The sequence below is a fragment of the Pantoea sp. X-Soil-TKNS-1207 genome, assembly GCF_059730485.1.
This window is the reverse complement of sequence record NZ_AP035958.1, coordinates 1,844,723-1,861,235: the sequence shown is the minus strand read 5'-3', so window position 1 is coordinate 1,861,235 and position 16,513 is coordinate 1,844,723. Positions and strand designations below refer to the sequence as shown.

The window sequence follows — 16,513 nt, the reverse complement described above, 5'->3', positions numbered from 1 at the left end:
TTGTCTCGCCCGGCAGGACGGGCCTGTTAAATTCGCAATGCCTGTCCGGCGCTAATTTTTGCCAGCATGTGCTGGCTGATGTGGCCCAGATCGACCACTTCACTGGCGCCGCCGAGAGCAATCGCCTCACGCGGCATACCAAATACCACGCAGCTGGCTTCATCCTGCGCGATGGTCCAGGCACCGGCGCGATGCATTTCCAGCATCCCGGCCGCGCCATCGTTGCCCATCCCGGTCAGAATCACCCCCACTGCATTTCGTCCGGCGTTAACCGCCACCGATCGGAACAGCACATCAACCGATGGTTTATGGCGATTCACTGGCGGCGCATCATTGATCTTCACCACGTAGTTAGCGCCGCTGCGCCCCAGCTCCATATGCATCGCACCCGGCGCGATATAGGCGTGACCCGGCAGAATGCGCTCACCGTCCTCCGCTTCCTTTACGGTGATCTGACACAGCTTGTTCAGACGTTCGGCAAAGGAGCGGGTAAAGCCCGGCGGCATATGCTGGGTAATCAGCAAGGCCGGACTGGTCGCGGGCAGCGGTTGCAGCACATGGCGAATCGCTTCGGTGCCCCCGGTGGAAGAGCCAATGGCAATCAGCTTCTCACTACTCAGCAACGGCATCGCTTTTAGCATCGCCGGGGCGGGAATTGCCGCCCGGACGTGTAATTTGGCGCGTGCCGCCGCGCGAATTTTGTCGGCGATCATCTGGCTGTAGGCCAGCATCCCTTCACGAATGCCGAGCTGTGGTTTGGTGACAAAATCCACCGCCCCCAGCTCCAGCGCGCGCAGCGTCACTTCGGAACCTTTCCCGGTCAGCGATGACACCATCACCACCGGCATCGGCCGCAGGCGCATAAGTTTTTCGAGAAAATCGAGGCCGTCCATGCGCGGCATTTCCACATCCAGCGTCAACACCTGTGGGTTGTACTGCTTGATTAAATCCCGCGCCACCAGCGGGTCTGGCGCTGTCGCGACCATCTCCATATCGGGGTGACTGTTGATGATTTCGGTCATCAACTGCCGCATCAGCGCAGAGTCATCCACGCACATCACGGTGATTTTGCTCATCGTCTTTCCTTAGTCAGTCCATAGACTGTCTGTCCACGCAGCCAGAACTCTTTACTGATCTGACTGAAGTTCTCCGAATGCCCGGCAAACAGCAAACCGCCCGGCTTCAGCAGGGGAACAAAACGGCGCAGGATTTTTTCCTGTGTCTCTTTATCGAAATAGATCATCACGTTGCGACAGAAAATCGCGTCAAAGGGTCCCGGCAGCGACCAGTCGTTAGCCAGTAAATTAAGCTGGGCGTAGCTCACCATACTGGACAGATCGGAACGCACCCGCACCATGCCTTCATGCGGGCCGGTGCCGCGCAGGAAAAAGCGTTGCAGCTGCGATTGTGACAGGGTGCGCAGCTCCTCCTGGCGATACACCCCCGCCACCGCTTTCTCCAGCACCTGGGTATCGATATCGCTGGCATGGACCTGGAATTTACCCGGCCCGGTGCCCAGCGTTTCGGCCAGCGTCATGGCGATGGAATACGGCTCCTCGCCGGTTGATGCGGCGGCGCACCAGACGCTGTAGCTGCCACTGTGCTTGCGCGCATGGTCCGCGAGGATCGGGAAATGGTGCGCCTCGCGGAAAAATGATGTCAGGTTGGTGGTCAGCGCATTCACAAATGCCTGCCACTCGGCGCTATTCTGGTCCTGCTCCAGAAGTCCCAGATAGCGGCCAAAATCATCAATATTCAGCATCCGTAAACGGCGCACCAGGCGGTTGTAGACCATCTCGCGCTTGTGGTCGGCCAGCACGATACCCGCCCGCTGATAGATCAGCTGGCTGATACGACGAAAGTGTGTATCGGAAAGCGGCAGACGCTGCACCATCTGCGTAAGCAGCGATGTCGCTTCATTTTGTTCCAATAACGTCGATTTCTTCATTTCTGGTCACCCGGCAACAGACTGATTAAATTGTGGTTACTGCGGTTGCTACTGTGCTGCCAGTGCGCACCCATTTACACGGGCCGCCTTGCGGCGGCCACGGGTTTAAAAGGTTTCCCAGTTATCGTCAGCGCGTGCGCCTGCCGGTTGCGCCAGTGCTTTTGACGCGGACGGACGCAATAATTTTGTCGCCGTAGATACGTTAACGGCCTGGCCGACAAATTCTTTACCGATATTGAACACCGCGACCGACTGTTTCAGTCGGCTGGCCTGATCTTCCAGCGATGCCGCAGCGGTCGCGGACTCTTCCACCAGCGCAGCGTTCTGCTGAGTAACGCGATCCATTTCGTTGACCGCCAGACCCACCTGGTCAATACCACGGCTCTGCTCATCCGATGCCGAGGCGATTTCCCCCATGATGTCGGTCACGCGTGTTACCGCATTAACGATGTTGGTCATGGTTTCACCGGCGCTTTCCACCAGCACGGAACCGGTGTTAACCCGGCTTACCGAATCCTCGATCAGGCCTTTAATCTCCTTCGCCGCCTGGGCGCTGCGTTGCGCCAGGCTCCGCACTTCACCGGCCACCACCGCAAAGCCACGACCCTGCTCACCGGCACGGGCCGCTTCCACGGCGGCGTTCAGCGCGAGGATGTTGGTCTGGAAGGCAATACCATCGATTACGCTGGTAATATCGGCAATCTTCTTCGAACTACCGGCGATTTCTTTCATGGTAGTCACCACGCCATCCACCACTTTGCCGCCCTGCTGCGCGGTTTCTGACGCGGTCAGCGCCAGCTGTGATGCCTGACGGGCATTTTCGGCGTTCTGTTTCACCGTAGAGGTCAGCTGTTCCATGCTGGCAGCGGTCTCTTCCAGCGATGCCGCCTGCTGCTCGGTACGGGAGGAGAGATCGTTGTTGCCCATGGCGATTTCGCTGGCGCCGGTGTAGATGGCGTCAGAACCGTCACGCACCGTACGGACGGTACGCGCCAGCTCCTGCTGCATATGTTGCAGCGAGCTAAGCAGGTCGCCCATTTCGTTGCTGACGCTGACTTCAACCTGCTGCGTCAGGTCGCCACGCGCGATATGGCGGATATGTTCGATGCTTTGTTTCAGCGGACGGATCAATGCGGTACGCATCCCGGTCCACACCAGCGCAATCAACAGCAGCGTTACCGCCAGCACGCCGACAATCAGCCAGACCGCACTATGATAGGCCGCCAGGTTGTCATCGATACCGCGCAGGGCGAGCACTTTGTTGTAGCCCAGCCACGCGTTGTAATCCTTTTCAAATTTGTCCTGAAAACCCTGGGTGGGCTGGTCGACAAACCCCTTAAAATTACCCGCGCTGAGAAAATCAATCAGCTCGGCCAGCGCACCGCGAAAGGCGTTGTAATTGGCCTGCAACGTCAGCACGTTTTCCGCCGTTTTGCCCTTTTCGGACAGGTTGGCGTTAAATTCGGCAAACCCCTGATCGGCCGCTTTCAGTTCCTCGCTGGCCAGCGCCACCAGATCTTTCACGGTAGCGCCCGAACCGGCCTGCTGGCTGTCCAGCAGATAACGGATCCCGGCACGGTTCAGCGTGTTACGCGCCTGAACCAGCGAAACCCATGAGGTGCCCATCGCCCGCTGCAACGTGCTAAGGCGTTGGTTATAAGCAAAATTATCTTTATCGGCTTTCACCGTTTGAAAAAACATCCCCCCGGAGAACAGCTGCAGTAAGGCAAACAACACCAGCACACACAGCAGGCCGGAAACGACACGAATACGACTAAACATAAACACCTCATTGGTTGGCGGATCGCTTGTGTTATCGGCGTGTGAATGGGGATCTTTATGTTGGGTCAAAGGGGTTGGACCAGCTATTGTGGGTGGCGCGAATAAATTCGCCCCTGGGTCTGATTCTGGCGGATCGGCATCAATGCCGACCCGATTCAGTTAAAACGTTTCCCAGTGGCTATCGCTGGCTGGTGCGGTCACCCCTTTGCGCGGCGTAGCCAGCGCTTTCGGCGCGATTGTCACTGCCGCGATAGCTTGCGCGCGCGGGATTTTAAACACCGACACCGACTGGCTGAGGCGGCTGGCCTGGTCTTCCAGCGACGCCGCTGCCGCAGCGGACTCTTCCACCAGCGAGGCGTTCTGCTGGGTGACGCGATCCATCTCGGTCACCGCCTGACCCACCTGGTCGATGCCGCGACTCTGCTCGTCTGACGCTGACGCAATCTCGCCCATAATGTCCGTCACCCGCGTCACCGCATTGACGATATCACTCATGGTTGCACCCGCCGTGCCCACCAGCGAGGAGCCGGTGTTGACGCGGCTAACCGAGTCTTCGATCAGCCCTTTGATCTCCTTCGCCGCCTGGGCGCTGCGCTGTGCCAGGCTTCGCACTTCACCGGCTACCACCGCAAAGCCGCGTCCCTGTTCACCGGCACGTGCCGCTTCCACCGCAGCGTTAAGCGCCAGGATATTGGTCTGGAAGGCAATGCCATCAATCACGCTGATAATATCGGCAATCTTCTTCGAACTGCCAGCGATGTCATGCATGGTACGCACCACGCCATCCACCACTTCACCGCCCTTCTGCGCGGTATCTGAGGCGCTGCGCGCCAGCTGCGATGCCTGACGCGCATTTTCGGCGTTCTGCTTCACCGTGGCGGTAAGCTGCTCCATGCTGGCCGCCGTCTGCTCCAGCGATGCCGCCTGTTCTTCGGTGCGCGCTGAGAGATCGTTGTTACCGGCAGAAATCTCGCTGGCGCCGGTAAAGATGGCGTCGGAACCGTCGCGCACGTTGCTGACGGTGCGTACCAGCGCCTGCTGCATCTCCAGCAGCCCTTCCGCTAGCTGGCTCATCTCATTGCGCCCTTCTACCGCAATGTTCTGTGTCAGATCGCCTGCGGCAATATGGCGAATATGCGCCAGCAGCTGCTGCAAAGGCTGAATCAGCACGCTGCGCAGGCCGAACCAGCAACCGATAATCACCACCACCACCAGCAGCAGCACCGTTCCCAGCAGCCACATCATGGTGTGGAAGGCGCGCTGATTTTGTTCTGCGCCCGCCGCTGCCAGCTCGCTCTGCTTCGTGCGCCAGGCTTCATAGGTGGCTTTCATAGCAACCTGTTTCGCTTCGATATTTTGCGCGAACATCCCCTGCAAATCGTCAGCCTTCAGCCGTTCCAGCATCGCTTTCAGCCCGTTGTTGTAGGCCGCGTAATCCGCTTCCAGCTTATCGCGCAGGGCCTCCGGGAAGCCCGGTGTGGCGGGCAGGTTGTAATAACGCTGGAAATAGCCGTCTGCCCTGTTGAGCTGGGTTTCCGTCTGCGCAATCAGCGCGTTTAGCTGGCCGCCATTGCTCTGCGCGGCCATGCTTCCCTGCATACGCAGCATCGCGCGGTTCAGTACCGTGCGCGTCTGGTTCAGTTCAATCCAGGCATCGCTCATCGCCGCAACGTTATTGGTCGACACCTGTGCGACAGCAAATGCCTCCTTATCTTTTTGTAAGGCAGACCAGAACAGTCCACCCGAAATTAACTGCATAGCACCAAAGACCAGCAGCACCGCAATCAGGCTGGTCACAACATTGATTCGTTTTAACATGGGTTCTCCAAAAATGGGTTTTCGGCTCTCCTGTTATCGACCGCAGCCAATTAAAATTCTGCCTTTTACTTTAAAAGCAGAGTTTTATAATTAAAAAAATTGACGATTTCGTGCCAGCTGTGACCCTCTCCCTCTCCCAAAGGGAGAGAAAGAGGGAGAGGGTTAGGGTGAGGGAGGTAGTGCGACAGGCTCGATCGGTTCCCTCCCCCGCTTGCGGGAGAGGGTGAAGGTGAAGGTGAAGACGTTAAAACGTTTCCCAGTTGCTGTCGCTGACCGGCGCAGTGACTGCTTTACGCGCTGCGCTCACTATCGGCGGGGCAATCTGTGGATGACGCGTGCCCGCAGTTGCGGCCTGCGCGCGCGGGATGTTAAACACCGATACCGACTGGCTGAGACGGCTGGCCTGATCTTCCAGCGACGCCGCTGCCGCAGCGGATTCTTCCACCAGCGAGGCGTTCTGCTGAGTGACGCGATCCATCTCGGTCACCGCCTGACCCACCTGGTCGATACCGCGGCTCTGCTCATCCGATGCCGACGCAATCTCGCCCATAATGTCCGTCACCCGCGTTACCGCATTGACGATATCACTCATGGTTGCACCGGCGGTGCCGACCAGTTCGGAGCCGGTATTAACGCGACTGACCGAATCTTCAATCAGCCCTTTGATCTCCTTCGCCGCCTGAGCGCTGCGCTGTGCCAGGCTTCGCACTTCACCGGCTACCACCGCAAAGCCGCGTCCCTGTTCACCGGCACGCGCCGCTTCCACCGCAGCGTTAAGCGCCAGGATATTGGTCTGGAAGGCAATACCGTCGATCACGCTGGTGATATCGGCAATTTTCTTCGAACTACCGGCGATGTCATGCATGGTACGCACCACACCCTCGACCACCTCACCGCCCTTCTGCGCGGTGTCTGAGGCGCTGCGCGCCAGCTGCGATGCCTGACGCGCATTTTCGGCGTTCTGCTTCACCGTGGCGGTGAGCTGCTCCATGCTGGCCGCCGTCTGCTCCAGCGATGCCGCCTGTTCTTCGGTGCGTGCGGAGAGATCGTTGTTACCGGCAGAAATCTCGCTGGCGCCGGTAAAGATGGCATCCGAACCGTCGCGCACGTTGCTGACGGTGCGTACCAGCGACTGCTGCATATCATGCAGGCTGGCGGCCAGCTGGCTCATTTCGTTGCGCCCTTCCACGTTGATGGTCTGCGTCAGATCGCCCTGCGCAATATGCTGGATATGCTGGATATTGCTGTCGAGCGGTTTGATCAGCACTTTGCGCAGACCAACCCAGCTCAGCGCGATCACGCCCACCACTACCGCCACCACCACGCCCAGCAGCCACATCATATGTTGATAGGCCGCCAGATTGGCCTCAGCACCGGCGGCGGTCAGGCGGTCCTGATCGGCGCGCCAGGCGTTGTAGTCCGCAAAGAAGGCATCCTGTGTCGGCGCCACCGGTAATTTAGCGACCAGATCCAGATTGTTTGCCAGCAGTGCCTCCTGCATCTGGCCCAGCGCGCTGGCATAAGCGTTATAGGTTTCATTCAGATGTTTATTCAGCTCAGCATTCAGCCCTGGGGTGTCGGGAATATCTTTGAATAACTGATATTTATTGGCCGCTTTCTCCTGAAAGGCTTTGCTCTGGTTGTACAGACCGGCGAGATCCGCCGCTGAACCCGCCAGCTTACTGGTGGCAATCCGCAACTGAACGCGCGTCAGCAGCACACGACTCTGGTTGAGGCTCATATACGCATCATTGATGGCGGAGATATTTTTGCTCGCCAGCTGGGAAATATTGAAACTGGCTTTGTCATTGCTCAGCGCTTTAAAAAACAGCGAGCCGGATACCAGTTGTAAAACACCAAAGATTAACAACACCAGCAACAGGCTGGTGACAACGCGAATTTTCGTAAACATACCTTGCCCTGGAAAGTGATAAAAAATGCAGTGGAGTTATCGGCCGGGAGACTGCGGGATTGAGGTCAGCAGTAAGATTATTTGAAGATTTATTATTGATTTATAAGGTATTATTTCACACAAAAATGATAACGGGCCGGAAATTCCGACCCGTTAATCCTGCTTTACGCGCTACGCAGGGTATCCATCAGCGCCATCTCTTCGCTGCTGAGCAGCTTCTCGATGTCGACCAGAATCAGCATACGATCACCCAGCGCGCCGAGGCCGGTCAGGTACTCGGTGGACATGGTGACAGCGAATTCCGGGGACGGACGGATTTGATCCTGGGTCAGCGACAGCACGTCAGACACGCCATCCACCACGATACCGACCACGCGGTGCTCCAGATTCAGCACGATCACCACGGTGTTTTCGTTGTAATCCACATCCGGCTGCGAGAATTTCACGCGCAGATCGATAATTGGCACAATCACGCCACGCAGGTTGGTGACGCCTTTGATGAACTCCGGCGTGTTGGCGATGCGCGTTACCTGATCGTAGCCGCGAATCTCCTGCACCTTCAGGATATCAATACCGTACTCTTCATCCCCGAGGGTGAAGACTAAGAACTCCTGGCCCACGGTTTCGCCAGCGATTTTCGTCACGGTTGCCATTCCAGTCATTGTATTTACCTTTTCGTTATCTATTACGCTGCGGCACCGGCCACACGTTTTTCCCGGTTCAGTGATTGCAGGGCGGAGACATCCACAATCAGCGCCACGCTGCCATCGCCAAGGATGGTGGCGGCTGAGATGCCCGGCACTTTGCGATAGTTACTTTCGAGGTTTTTCACCACCACCTGATGCTGACCAATCAGTTGATCGACCAGCAGCGCATAGCGACGGCCTGCACTTTGCAGGATCACCACAATGCCCTGCGTGGCATCGGTTTTGGCGTGCTGCACATCAAACACATTCCACAGTTCCACCAGCGGCAGATACTCGCCGCGCACTTCCAGCACGCGCTCGCCACCGGCCAGCGGCTTCAGCTCTTCGGCGCGCGGTTGCAGCGACTCCATCACGGCGTTAAGCGGCAGGATAAACACTTCATCCGCCACGCGTACCGACATGCCGTCGAGGATCGCCAGCGTCAGCGGCAGCAGGATGCGGATGGTGGTGCCTTTGCCCTGCTTCGAGGCGATTTCAACGTGACCCCCCATCTCCTGGATGTTCCGTTTCACCACGTCCATGCCGACGCCACGGCCCGACACGTCGGTCACCTGCTCGGCGGTGGAGAAGCCCGGTGCGAAGATCAGCATACCGACCTCTTCGTCGCTCATGCTTTCGCTGACCGGCAGACCGGATGACATCGCCTTCGCCAGAATGCGTTCACGGTTCAGGCCCGCACCGTCATCAACCACTTCGATGCAGATATTGCCGCCCTGATGTTCAGCAGACAGCGTCAGGTTACCCACCGCGCTTTTGCCCGCCGCCAGACGTTTGTCCGGTGACTCAATGCCGTGGTCGAGGCTGTTGCGCACCAGGTGCGTTAATGGATCGATAATGCGTTCGATCAGGCTCTTATCCAGTTCGGTGGAGCTGCCGAGCAGCGTCAGTTCCACTTCTTTATTCAGCTTGCTGGCCAGATCGCGTACCAGACGCGGGAAGCGGCTGAAGACGTACTCCATCGGCATCATGCGGATCGACATCACCGATTCCTGCAAATCACGCGCGTTGCGCTCCAGCTGGCCCATGCTGTTCAGCAGGTCGCCGTGCGCGACCGGGTCCAGTGCGCCGGAACGCTGTGCCAGCATCGACTGGGTGATCACCAGTTCGCCGACCAGGTTAATCAGCTGGTCAACCTTCTCGACCGCAACGCGGATGCTGCTGGATTCGCTGCCTTTCGCCGGAGCGGCGGCGCGCTTGGTTTCGCGTTTGGCGGCTGGGGTGATGTCGGTCACGGTGGCGCTTTGCACCGGTTCAGCCTCGGCAACCTCTTCCGGTTCCACGCTGGCGACCGGGGCGGCGGCCCCTTCCGGGAAGCGGATTTGCGCTTCATCAATCACAAAGCACAGCACCGCGACGATGTCGTCTTTGCCCACGCCGTCGATGGTCGCTTCCAGCGCGTTGGCGCTTTTCACCACGTCGGTCAGGGTGCCGAGATTGCCGAGTTCTTCCAGCAACAGCTCCGGCTCTTTCTCTTTCAGATCAACCAGCTGCAGGCGCAGCCCCGCGCTTTGGGCGACAGGTGCGACAGGCGCCACCGCGGCGACAACCGGTGCCGGGGCTACCCCTTTGGCTTCCAGCGCCAGCTGACGCAGGGCTTCGCAGATGTAGTTAAAATTCTCTGCATTCGGTTCCTGCGCGGTTTTATAGGCATCGAGCTGTTCCTGCATAATATCTTTGGTTTCCAAAAACAGGTTGATGATGTCAGTGCTGAGCGCCATCTCGCCGCGACGCGCACCATCCAGAATGTTTTCCAGGATATGAGTCGTTTCCTGTAAAACCGTAAAGCCAAACGTACCGGCTCCGCCCTTTATCGAGTGGGCGGCGCGGAAGATGGCATTCAGCTGTTCGGAATCTGGTTCCTGAGGGTCCAGTCCTAACAGATGTTGCTCCATGTCCGCTAACAGCTCATCGGCCTCATCAAAAAATGTCTGGTAAAAATCGCTGATGTCCATGCTCACGGGGATCACCTCGGCTGTGAGGGGTGGTCAGTAGTCACCGCACTGGCGCCCGGATTGGCCGGAGCAGCGGGCGTCGCCGAGGCAGCCGGCGCAGGCGCGGCCGGTGTCGTTGAAGACGCGGGTGCTGTCGGCGCAGCCGGAGCGGCGGGCGCGGTAATATCGGGAATGATCTGTGCCGGGTCGCTCACCTGAACGGCATCGCTCTCGGCGTTCTCTTTTTCAATTGCTGCTTCAGTATCGTGGTTCAACACCAGCAGGCTGATGCGACGGTTAACGGCATCATTGCCACCACGGTTTTTCAGTTTCATGGTGTCGGCCATACCGACCACACGCAACATCTTGCTGCCGTCGAGGCCGCCCATCATCAGTTCACGTCGTGAGGCGTTGGCGCGATCCGCTGACAGTTCCCAGTTGCTGTAGCCACGGTCGCCACTGGCATACTGGAAGTCATCGGTATGGCCCGCCAGACTGATTTTGTTCGGGATATCATTCAGCAACGGCGCGATGGCGCGCAGGATGTCGCGCATATAAGGCTCCACCTCGGCGCTGCCGGTTTTAAACATCGGCCGATTCTGGCTATCAATAATCTGGATACGCAGCCCCTCCTCCACCATGTTAATAATCAGGTGCGGACGCAACGCCTTCAGGCGCGGGTCGGCTTCAATCAGCTGGTCGAGCTTTTCACGCAGACGGTTCAGACGGATGTCATCCAGCTGACGCTTCTGCGCATCCATATCCACTTCTTTCTTCACTTCACCCTTTTTTTGCGTCGGATCGTCACCGCCGCCGGGAATCGGGCTGTCGCTGTCGCTGCTGCGCTGACCCCCGGTTAACGCCACTTTGAGCGGCGTTCTGAAGTATTCCGCGATCTGTATCAGCTGCTGCGGATTGGCAATCGAAAGCAGCCACATCACCATGAAGAACGCCATCATCGCCGTCATAAAGTCGGCATAGGCAATTTTCCATGAGCCATGACCTCCTTCATGTTTTTTATGTTTGCGCCGTTTAATCAGCACAATAGGGCGATTGCCATGCTTCATGAGGCTTCATCCGAGGTCTGTTTCGCCGGGTTTTTGGCGTTACGTACGTGTTCTTCCAGCTCCTGGAACGACGGACGTTCCGTGGAGTACAACGTCTTACGTCCAAACTCCACCGCGATCTGCGGGGCATAGCCGTTGAGGCTGGAGAGCAGCGTCACTTTTACGCACTGCATCATCTTGGTGGTTTCGGCGCATTTCTGACGCAGCACGGATGCCAGCGGCGAAATGAAGCCGTACGCCAGCAGGATGCCGAGGAAAGTCCCGACCATCGCATGGGCAACCAGCGCTCCCAGCTCCGCCGCCGGACGGTCCGCCGATGCCAGAGCGTGAACCACGCCCATTACCGCCGCCACGATACCGAAGGCAGGCAGGCCATCACCCACCGCGGATAAACTTTGCGCCGGTACTTCGCACTCGTGCTCGTACGTCTCAATCTCTTCATCCATCAACGCTTCGATTTCGAAGGCGTTCATATTTCCGCTGACCATTAAACGCAAATAATCGGTAATAAAATCCACAAGGGGTTTATCGGCCAAAATACGCGGATAGTTAGCGAAAATTTCACTCTGACTGGGATCTTCAATATCGCGTTCCAGCGACAGCATCCCCTGCTGGCGGGATTTCGCCATCAGTCGATACAGCAGCGCCATTAAATCCATGTAAACGGCTTTGTTATATTTTGAGCCGCGCATTAACAAGGGCAGTGCTTTTAAGGTCTTTTTAATTGCCTTGCCATTGTTTCCGACTAAAAAAGCACCAATAGCGGCACCACCAATTATCAGCAGCTCCGACGGCTGATAAAGCGCTCCCAGATGGCCGCCGACCATCATGTAACCGCCTAACACGGACCCGAGGACCACGATATAACCCAGAATAATCAGCACAAAAAAATCCTTACGTCCGTAACGTGTTGGTGGAAGTTAAGCCAGAGAGCCGCAGGTGTTATTCATAAACGCGGAGCAAAAAAAAAGCAGCGGATTAACCGCTGCTGGATGGCTTCCACGATACGAACAAACTTAAACGGCGTGTTTAACCTGTTCATCCAGCAGTTGTGGAAAGGTATCGGCAGAATCTGCAGAAAGTTTACGTCTTTTTACGGCGCGTGATGGCGGCTGGCACAGGCTGCAGACGAAGCTGCCAACTGGCTGATGCGCATGGTTAATAAAGCTACCGTTGCAGCATTTACAGTCGGACAGTTCCAGCATGCCACTTTCAACGAATCGCACCAGGGTCCAGGCGCGCGTCAGCGCCAACAGCGGGCCCTCGTCCGATTGCGGACACTGCTCAAGATAGAGGCGATAGGCTTTAATCACAGCTTCCACGCCGGTGCTCAAACCGGTTTTCAGCAGAAACTGCCATGCGTTACAGAACATCGATGAGTGGATATTTTGTTCCCAGGTCATGAACCAGTCAGTGGAGAATGGCAACATTCCTTTCGGCGGCGGGCTGCCGCGCAGTTCTTTGTACAGTTTAATCAGGCGACCACGGCTCAGCTGCGTTTCGCTTTCCAGCATTTGCAGGCGCGCGCCCAGGGTAATCAACTCCATGGCGAGCTGAATATCGCGTGCTTCCTGAACAATACTTTTTTCGCTCATTATACCGCCCTCTTTTTCGTGCTGACGTCGTCTTTCGACGCGTTACGCAACAAACGGCTGGATAATAAAATACCGGTGTGGATTTGTTGTAAATCATCCACGCGGGATTCCTGCGTCAGGCGATTAATAATGTTGTGGTCAGTAAAGCGGAACTGGCAAACCAGTTGATTGGTTTCCGCTAATTTTACCATCTCAGGTAAAGTTAATTGTGCCAATGCATCTGCCATCGATTCATCGATACCCAGACGGAACATTGCTGAAGCTTTTTCCTGGTTTATTAAGCGCTGCGCGAGCAACAAATATGACAGATTGATGTCATAAATATGTTTTAGTAATTCTGATGTACCCATTTTTTCCATCCTGATAGACGCGACATATATACGGCCACAGAAATAATTCCTCTATGGTTCGGGTTGCTGGTTGGTAAATCTAAAGATGGCAAAAAATATTCAGGCACAAGCCAAACGTGTACTGAACTGTTTCACTTCCCACCGGGACTCTGATCAGTAGTAGTCAAAACTCCAGGCCAATCTTTTCTTGAGTTGTAACCATCTTCCGTGACGTCTGCTTACAGTTTTTTAAGACTATTCCGAAAACAAGGCAAATCTATATCGTCTGATTTCGACATACAACGTGAGGGGTGTGAAATTTTAGATAAAGTGTGATCTACGTCACACTTTTAAGGCAAATTTTTTCGCCAACCCTTCAGCAGTGCTTTTCTTTTGCTCATTTTTTGAGCGATTTTCCTTTGTTTCGTTAATATTTCACTGCCGATTCGCTTACAAACAGCCATCTGGCACATTATCCATGCGGTGTGATCTTTTATCTGTCATGTTGCGATTATCGCGCCACAAGAAACCAGCTCCTGAAAATTAACCAGCATAAAATGCTGAATTTGGCAGAAATTATTCGCTTCTAAATTAATCACTTACAGGGAATATTGCCAAAAGGCATTAACGCCACGCCGCAAGCGTAACGTGAAGAGTAGACGTGGTGCGGCAACGTAGCGTTAACAGTTCGTAGGGAGTGTTTAGTGTCCGGCAGGGGATGTAACAATGCGTTACATTAGTGATATGAATGAATTGCAATGCTTACGCATTGATGTACCCGAACTATCGGCAATTCGGTGCGAAGCTTTAGGGTTGCGGGGTAAAAAATCGATTTTCAGCGTCTGTTTGCTGCTTTTTTCACCAAATCAGCCCTATGCACCTGATGTATCAGCTTTTCGCTGATTAAAGAAAAAGCATCGATTGCGCGGGGTGACAATGAAAGAGGGGGACGTTGTGAAAACGTTGCGCACTCGCCCTCTGCGCTGGCGTAACGGCACGCTTTTCACCGGGCAAATAAAAACAGCGCGATAAATCGCGCTGTTGCGGGGGTTGCCGGATGCGTATCCGGCCCGGCTCTACGCCAGTTTCGGGAAGGTCGCCACTTTATGCGCCGTACCGTGATCGGCACTGCGCGGCTGAAGCGTGTTTAAATCGCGCAGGAAGCTCTCACGCCAGTGCGAGATATCATGCTGACGCAATACCGACATCATGTCGTTGTAGCGCGATATACGCTCGGTACGCGGCATGGTGAGCGCCCGGTCCAGCGCCGCCGCCACTTCATCGCGGTCGTACGGATTGACGATCAGCGCCGAGGTCAGCTCATTGGCGGCACCGGCAAAGCGCGACAGCACCAGCACGCCGGGGTTGTCCGGGTCCTGCGCCGCCACATACTCCTTCGCCACCAGGTTCATACCATCGCGCAGCGGCGTAATCAGCCCGACATCGGTCAGCCGGAAAATCTTCATCAGCAGACGGCGGTCAAAATGCTGGTTGAGGTAATAGAGCGGCGTCCAGCCCAGCGTGCCATATTTGCCGTTGATACGACCGGCTTCGGTCTCCAGCTGATGACGGATATCCTGATAAGCCTGCACTTCCCCGCGCGAGGTCGGGGCAATCTGTGAATAGCGGATCTTGCCGCGATGCTGCGGATAGTTCTCCAGCAGCGCTTCATAGGCAAGGAAACGCTCCGGCAGGCCTTTGGAGTAATCCAGACGCTCACAGGCGATGATATTCTTCGCATCCCCCAGCTCGCGCTTCATCGCCGCCATTTTCGGCGGCAGCGGCCCTTCAGCCATCTCTTTGATGCTGTCCGGTTCAATACCGATGGGGTAAACCTCGGTCATAAAGGTGTTGCCGAAGGCGCGATGCTTTTTCTCGCCCTTGTTTTGCAACTGCGTCAGCTGACTCAGGCTATCGAGAAAGGCCACGCGATCGGATTCTGTCTGGAAACCCAACAAATCGTAGTCACACAGCATCTCCAGCAGCGCCTTATGTGGTGGCAGCGCATTGAAGATCTCTGGCGTCGGGAACGGGATATGCAGAAAGAATCCGATACGGTTATTGATACCCAGTTTGCGCAACTCTGCGGCGAAGGGCAGCAGGTGATAATCGTGAATCCATAAAATATCATCCGGCTTCAGCAACGGTTTCAGCCGTTTTGCCAGCAGCGTATTCACGCGGCAATAGCCTTCCCAGGCTTCGCGCTGAAATTGCACCAGATCGAGACGATAGTGAAAGGCAGGCCAGATGACGGTATTGGAAAACTGGCAATAATAGAGATCGTAATCGTTTTGATTAAGCGGGAGCGCAGCGTAGGTAATGCCGTCATGTTCGCTGACGGTAAGCTCCTCCTCCTCTTCCCCGGAAATCTCGCTGATCTCACCGTTCCAGCCAAACCACAATCCTCCGGTGGTTTTCAATGCATCCAGCAGGCCGACGGCGAGGCCGCCCGCACTGGCTTTTGTTCCATCGGGTATAGCGATACGGTTAGATACGACCACTAAACGACTCATAACCTTGACTCCTTACCGACTTTTGTCATGTTCTGGTTGTAATAATAATTGTTCAAGCCAGCTCCAGACCGCGTCCACATTGCTGAGGCGATAGCGTGCATGGCTTGAACCTTCGCCAACCTTGACCGAGATACCGCCCATGGCATTAACAGCCATAAAGCCCTTCTCATCAGTCAGATCGTCACCCACAAATACCGGAATGCGTCCGGTAAAAGGCACTTCCCGCATAAAGTCACGGATGGCCGCGCCTTTATCAATTCCCTGCGGTTTCAGTTCCACCACGCATTTTCCCGGTTGCAGTGCCAGCACCGGAAAGCGTGTTACAGCGTCTTCGGCCAGCTGCATAATGGCCTGTTCGTACTCCATCGCCCGGCGATAGTGCAGCGCAAACGCCATGCCTTTGACTTCCAGCTGCGTGCCGGGCCATTGATCCAGCGTCTCCTGCAACTCCAGTTGCAGCGTTTGCGCAACGTCCCCCGGCAGCGACTGCCGATGGATACGCCCCGTCGCATCACGGCGTTCCGCGCCGTGTACGCCAGCCGCCGGTGCTTCCAGTGGCGCAACCAGAGCATCCAGTTGCGCAATCGGACGACCGGAGACCAGCGCCAGTGCGCCGTGGCTCAGATTGGAGAGTTGTTGCAGATGCTGGCGCACCGATGCGGGGATCGAAACCGACTCGGGCTGCGGCTGAATCGCCGCCAGCGTGCCGTCGACATCAAAAAAGAAGGCATAAAGTCCGCCGCTTAGCGACGGCAGGGTGCTGTTCTCATGTACCGCAGGGGTCACGTCTCTCCTCCTGTGCGAATGGCTGTTAGCAACAGCGATGTTCGGAGGCAGGTTGGGTGCAGTCCGACACGGTAATAAAGAAAAAACCGGGCGCGAACGGCGGGGAGGGTCTTCCGGCAGGGCGG

General features: G+C 56.2%; 12 protein-coding genes and 1 pseudogene. All 13 read right to left on the bottom strand.

The window, feature by feature from the left end; genetic code table 11:
• Positions 1-26: 26 nt before the first annotated feature.
• The 13 genes and pseudogenes from AC6I8V_RS08735 to otsB all read right to left on the bottom strand — a co-directional run bounded on the left by AC6I8V_RS08735 (position 27) and on the right by otsB (position 16,388).
• A complete protein-coding gene (locus AC6I8V_RS08735) occupies positions 27-1,076 on the bottom strand; it encodes a protein-glutamate methylesterase/protein-glutamine glutaminase (protein ID WP_497845476.1) in 1,050 nt (349 codons plus the stop codon).
• Complete coding sequence (cheR, locus tag AC6I8V_RS08730; protein WP_497845475.1) at positions 1,073-1,948, bottom strand: protein-glutamate O-methyltransferase CheR; 876 nt, start codon at positions 1,946-1,948, stop codon at positions 1,073-1,075. Before cheR ends, AC6I8V_RS08735 begins: the two co-directional genes overlap by 4 nt.
• A gap of 105 nt (positions 1,949-2,053) precedes the next feature.
• The gene (locus AC6I8V_RS08725) at positions 2,054-3,730 is read right to left on the bottom strand and encodes a methyl-accepting chemotaxis protein (RefSeq protein WP_497845474.1); all 1,677 of its coding nucleotides are present in this window, start codon (positions 3,728-3,730) and stop codon (positions 2,054-2,056) included.
• A gap of 159 nt (positions 3,731-3,889) precedes the next feature.
• On the bottom strand, positions 3,890-5,548 hold the full coding sequence (locus AC6I8V_RS08720; RefSeq protein ID WP_497845473.1) for a methyl-accepting chemotaxis protein: 1,659 nt from the start codon (positions 5,546-5,548) through the stop codon (positions 3,890-3,892).
• Between the two features lie 244 nt (positions 5,549-5,792).
• On the bottom strand, positions 5,793-7,460 hold the full coding sequence (locus tag AC6I8V_RS08715; protein WP_497845472.1) for a methyl-accepting chemotaxis protein: 1,668 nt from the start codon (positions 7,458-7,460) through the stop codon (positions 5,793-5,795).
• 164 nt (positions 7,461-7,624) lie between these two features.
• A complete protein-coding gene (gene cheW / locus AC6I8V_RS08710; RefSeq protein ID WP_497845471.1) occupies positions 7,625-8,122 on the bottom strand; it encodes a chemotaxis protein CheW in 498 nt (165 codons plus the stop codon).
• A 23-nt stretch (positions 8,123-8,145) separates the two neighbouring features.
• On the bottom strand, positions 8,146-10,119 hold the full coding sequence (gene cheA, locus AC6I8V_RS08705) for a chemotaxis protein CheA (RefSeq protein WP_497845797.1): 1,974 nt from the start codon (positions 10,117-10,119) through the stop codon (positions 8,146-8,148).
• 11 nt (positions 10,120-10,130) lie between these two features.
• Positions 10,131-11,165, bottom strand: a complete 1,035-nt coding sequence (motB, locus tag AC6I8V_RS08700; RefSeq protein WP_497845470.1) for a flagellar motor protein MotB — start codon at positions 11,163-11,165, stop codon at positions 10,131-10,133.
• A complete protein-coding gene (gene motA, locus AC6I8V_RS08695) occupies positions 11,162-12,049 on the bottom strand; it encodes a flagellar motor stator protein MotA (protein WP_497845469.1) in 888 nt (295 codons plus the stop codon). Before motA ends, motB begins: the two co-directional genes overlap by 4 nt.
• A 132-nt stretch (positions 12,050-12,181) precedes the next feature.
• On the bottom strand, positions 12,182-12,760 hold the full coding sequence (gene flhC / locus AC6I8V_RS08690) for a flagellar transcriptional regulator FlhC (protein WP_497845468.1): 579 nt from the start codon (positions 12,758-12,760) through the stop codon (positions 12,182-12,184).
• The gene (flhD, locus tag AC6I8V_RS08685) at positions 12,760-13,110 is read right to left on the bottom strand and encodes a flagellar transcriptional regulator FlhD (RefSeq protein ID WP_497845467.1); all 351 of its coding nucleotides are present in this window, start codon (positions 13,108-13,110) and stop codon (positions 12,760-12,762) included. Before flhD ends, flhC begins: the two co-directional genes overlap by 1 nt.
• Positions 13,111-14,165: 1,055 nt before the next feature.
• Positions 14,166-15,602 carry an alpha,alpha-trehalose-phosphate synthase gene (gene otsA, locus AC6I8V_RS08680; RefSeq protein WP_497845466.1) on the bottom strand — a complete coding sequence of 479 codons (1,437 nt, stop codon included), beginning with the start codon at positions 15,600-15,602 and terminating at the stop codon, positions 14,166-14,168.
• Positions 15,599-16,388, bottom strand: a pseudogene (gene otsB / locus AC6I8V_RS08675) (trehalose-phosphatase). Before otsB ends, otsA begins: the two are co-directional and overlap by 4 nt.
• Positions 16,389-16,513 lie beyond the last annotated feature (125 nt).

Bases quoted from the DNA above. Each gene is read 5' to 3' on its own strand.
- AC6I8V_RS08735 (WP_497845476.1), bottom strand. From the start codon at position 1,076: ATGAGCAAAATCACCGTGATGTGCGTGGATGACTCTGCGCTGATGCGG.
- cheR (WP_497845475.1), bottom strand. From the start codon at position 1,948: ATGAAGAAATCGACGTTATTGGAACAAAATGAAGCGACATCGCTGCTT.
- AC6I8V_RS08725 (WP_497845474.1), bottom strand. From the start codon at position 3,730: ATGTTTAGTCGTATTCGTGTCGTTTCCGGCCTGCTGTGTGTGCTGGTG.
- AC6I8V_RS08720 (WP_497845473.1), bottom strand. From the start codon at position 5,548: ATGTTAAAACGAATCAATGTTGTGACCAGCCTGATTGCGGTGCTGCTG.
- AC6I8V_RS08715 (WP_497845472.1), bottom strand. From the start codon at position 7,460: ATGTTTACGAAAATTCGCGTTGTCACCAGCCTGTTGCTGGTGTTGTTA.
- cheW (WP_497845471.1), bottom strand. From the start codon at position 8,122: ATGACTGGAATGGCAACCGTGACGAAAATCGCTGGCGAAACCGTGGGC.
- cheA (WP_497845797.1), bottom strand. From the start codon at position 10,119: ATGGACATCAGCGATTTTTACCAGACATTTTTTGATGAGGCCGATGAG.
- motB (WP_497845470.1), bottom strand. From the start codon at position 11,165: ATGAAGCATGGCAATCGCCCTATTGTGCTGATTAAACGGCGCAAACAT.
- flhC (WP_497845468.1), bottom strand. From the start codon at position 12,760: ATGAGCGAAAAAAGTATTGTTCAGGAAGCACGCGATATTCAGCTCGCC.
- flhD (WP_497845467.1), bottom strand. From the start codon at position 13,110: ATGGGTACATCAGAATTACTAAAACATATTTATGACATCAATCTGTCA.
- otsA (WP_497845466.1), bottom strand. From the start codon at position 15,602: ATGAGTCGTTTAGTGGTCGTATCTAACCGTATCGCTATACCCGATGGA.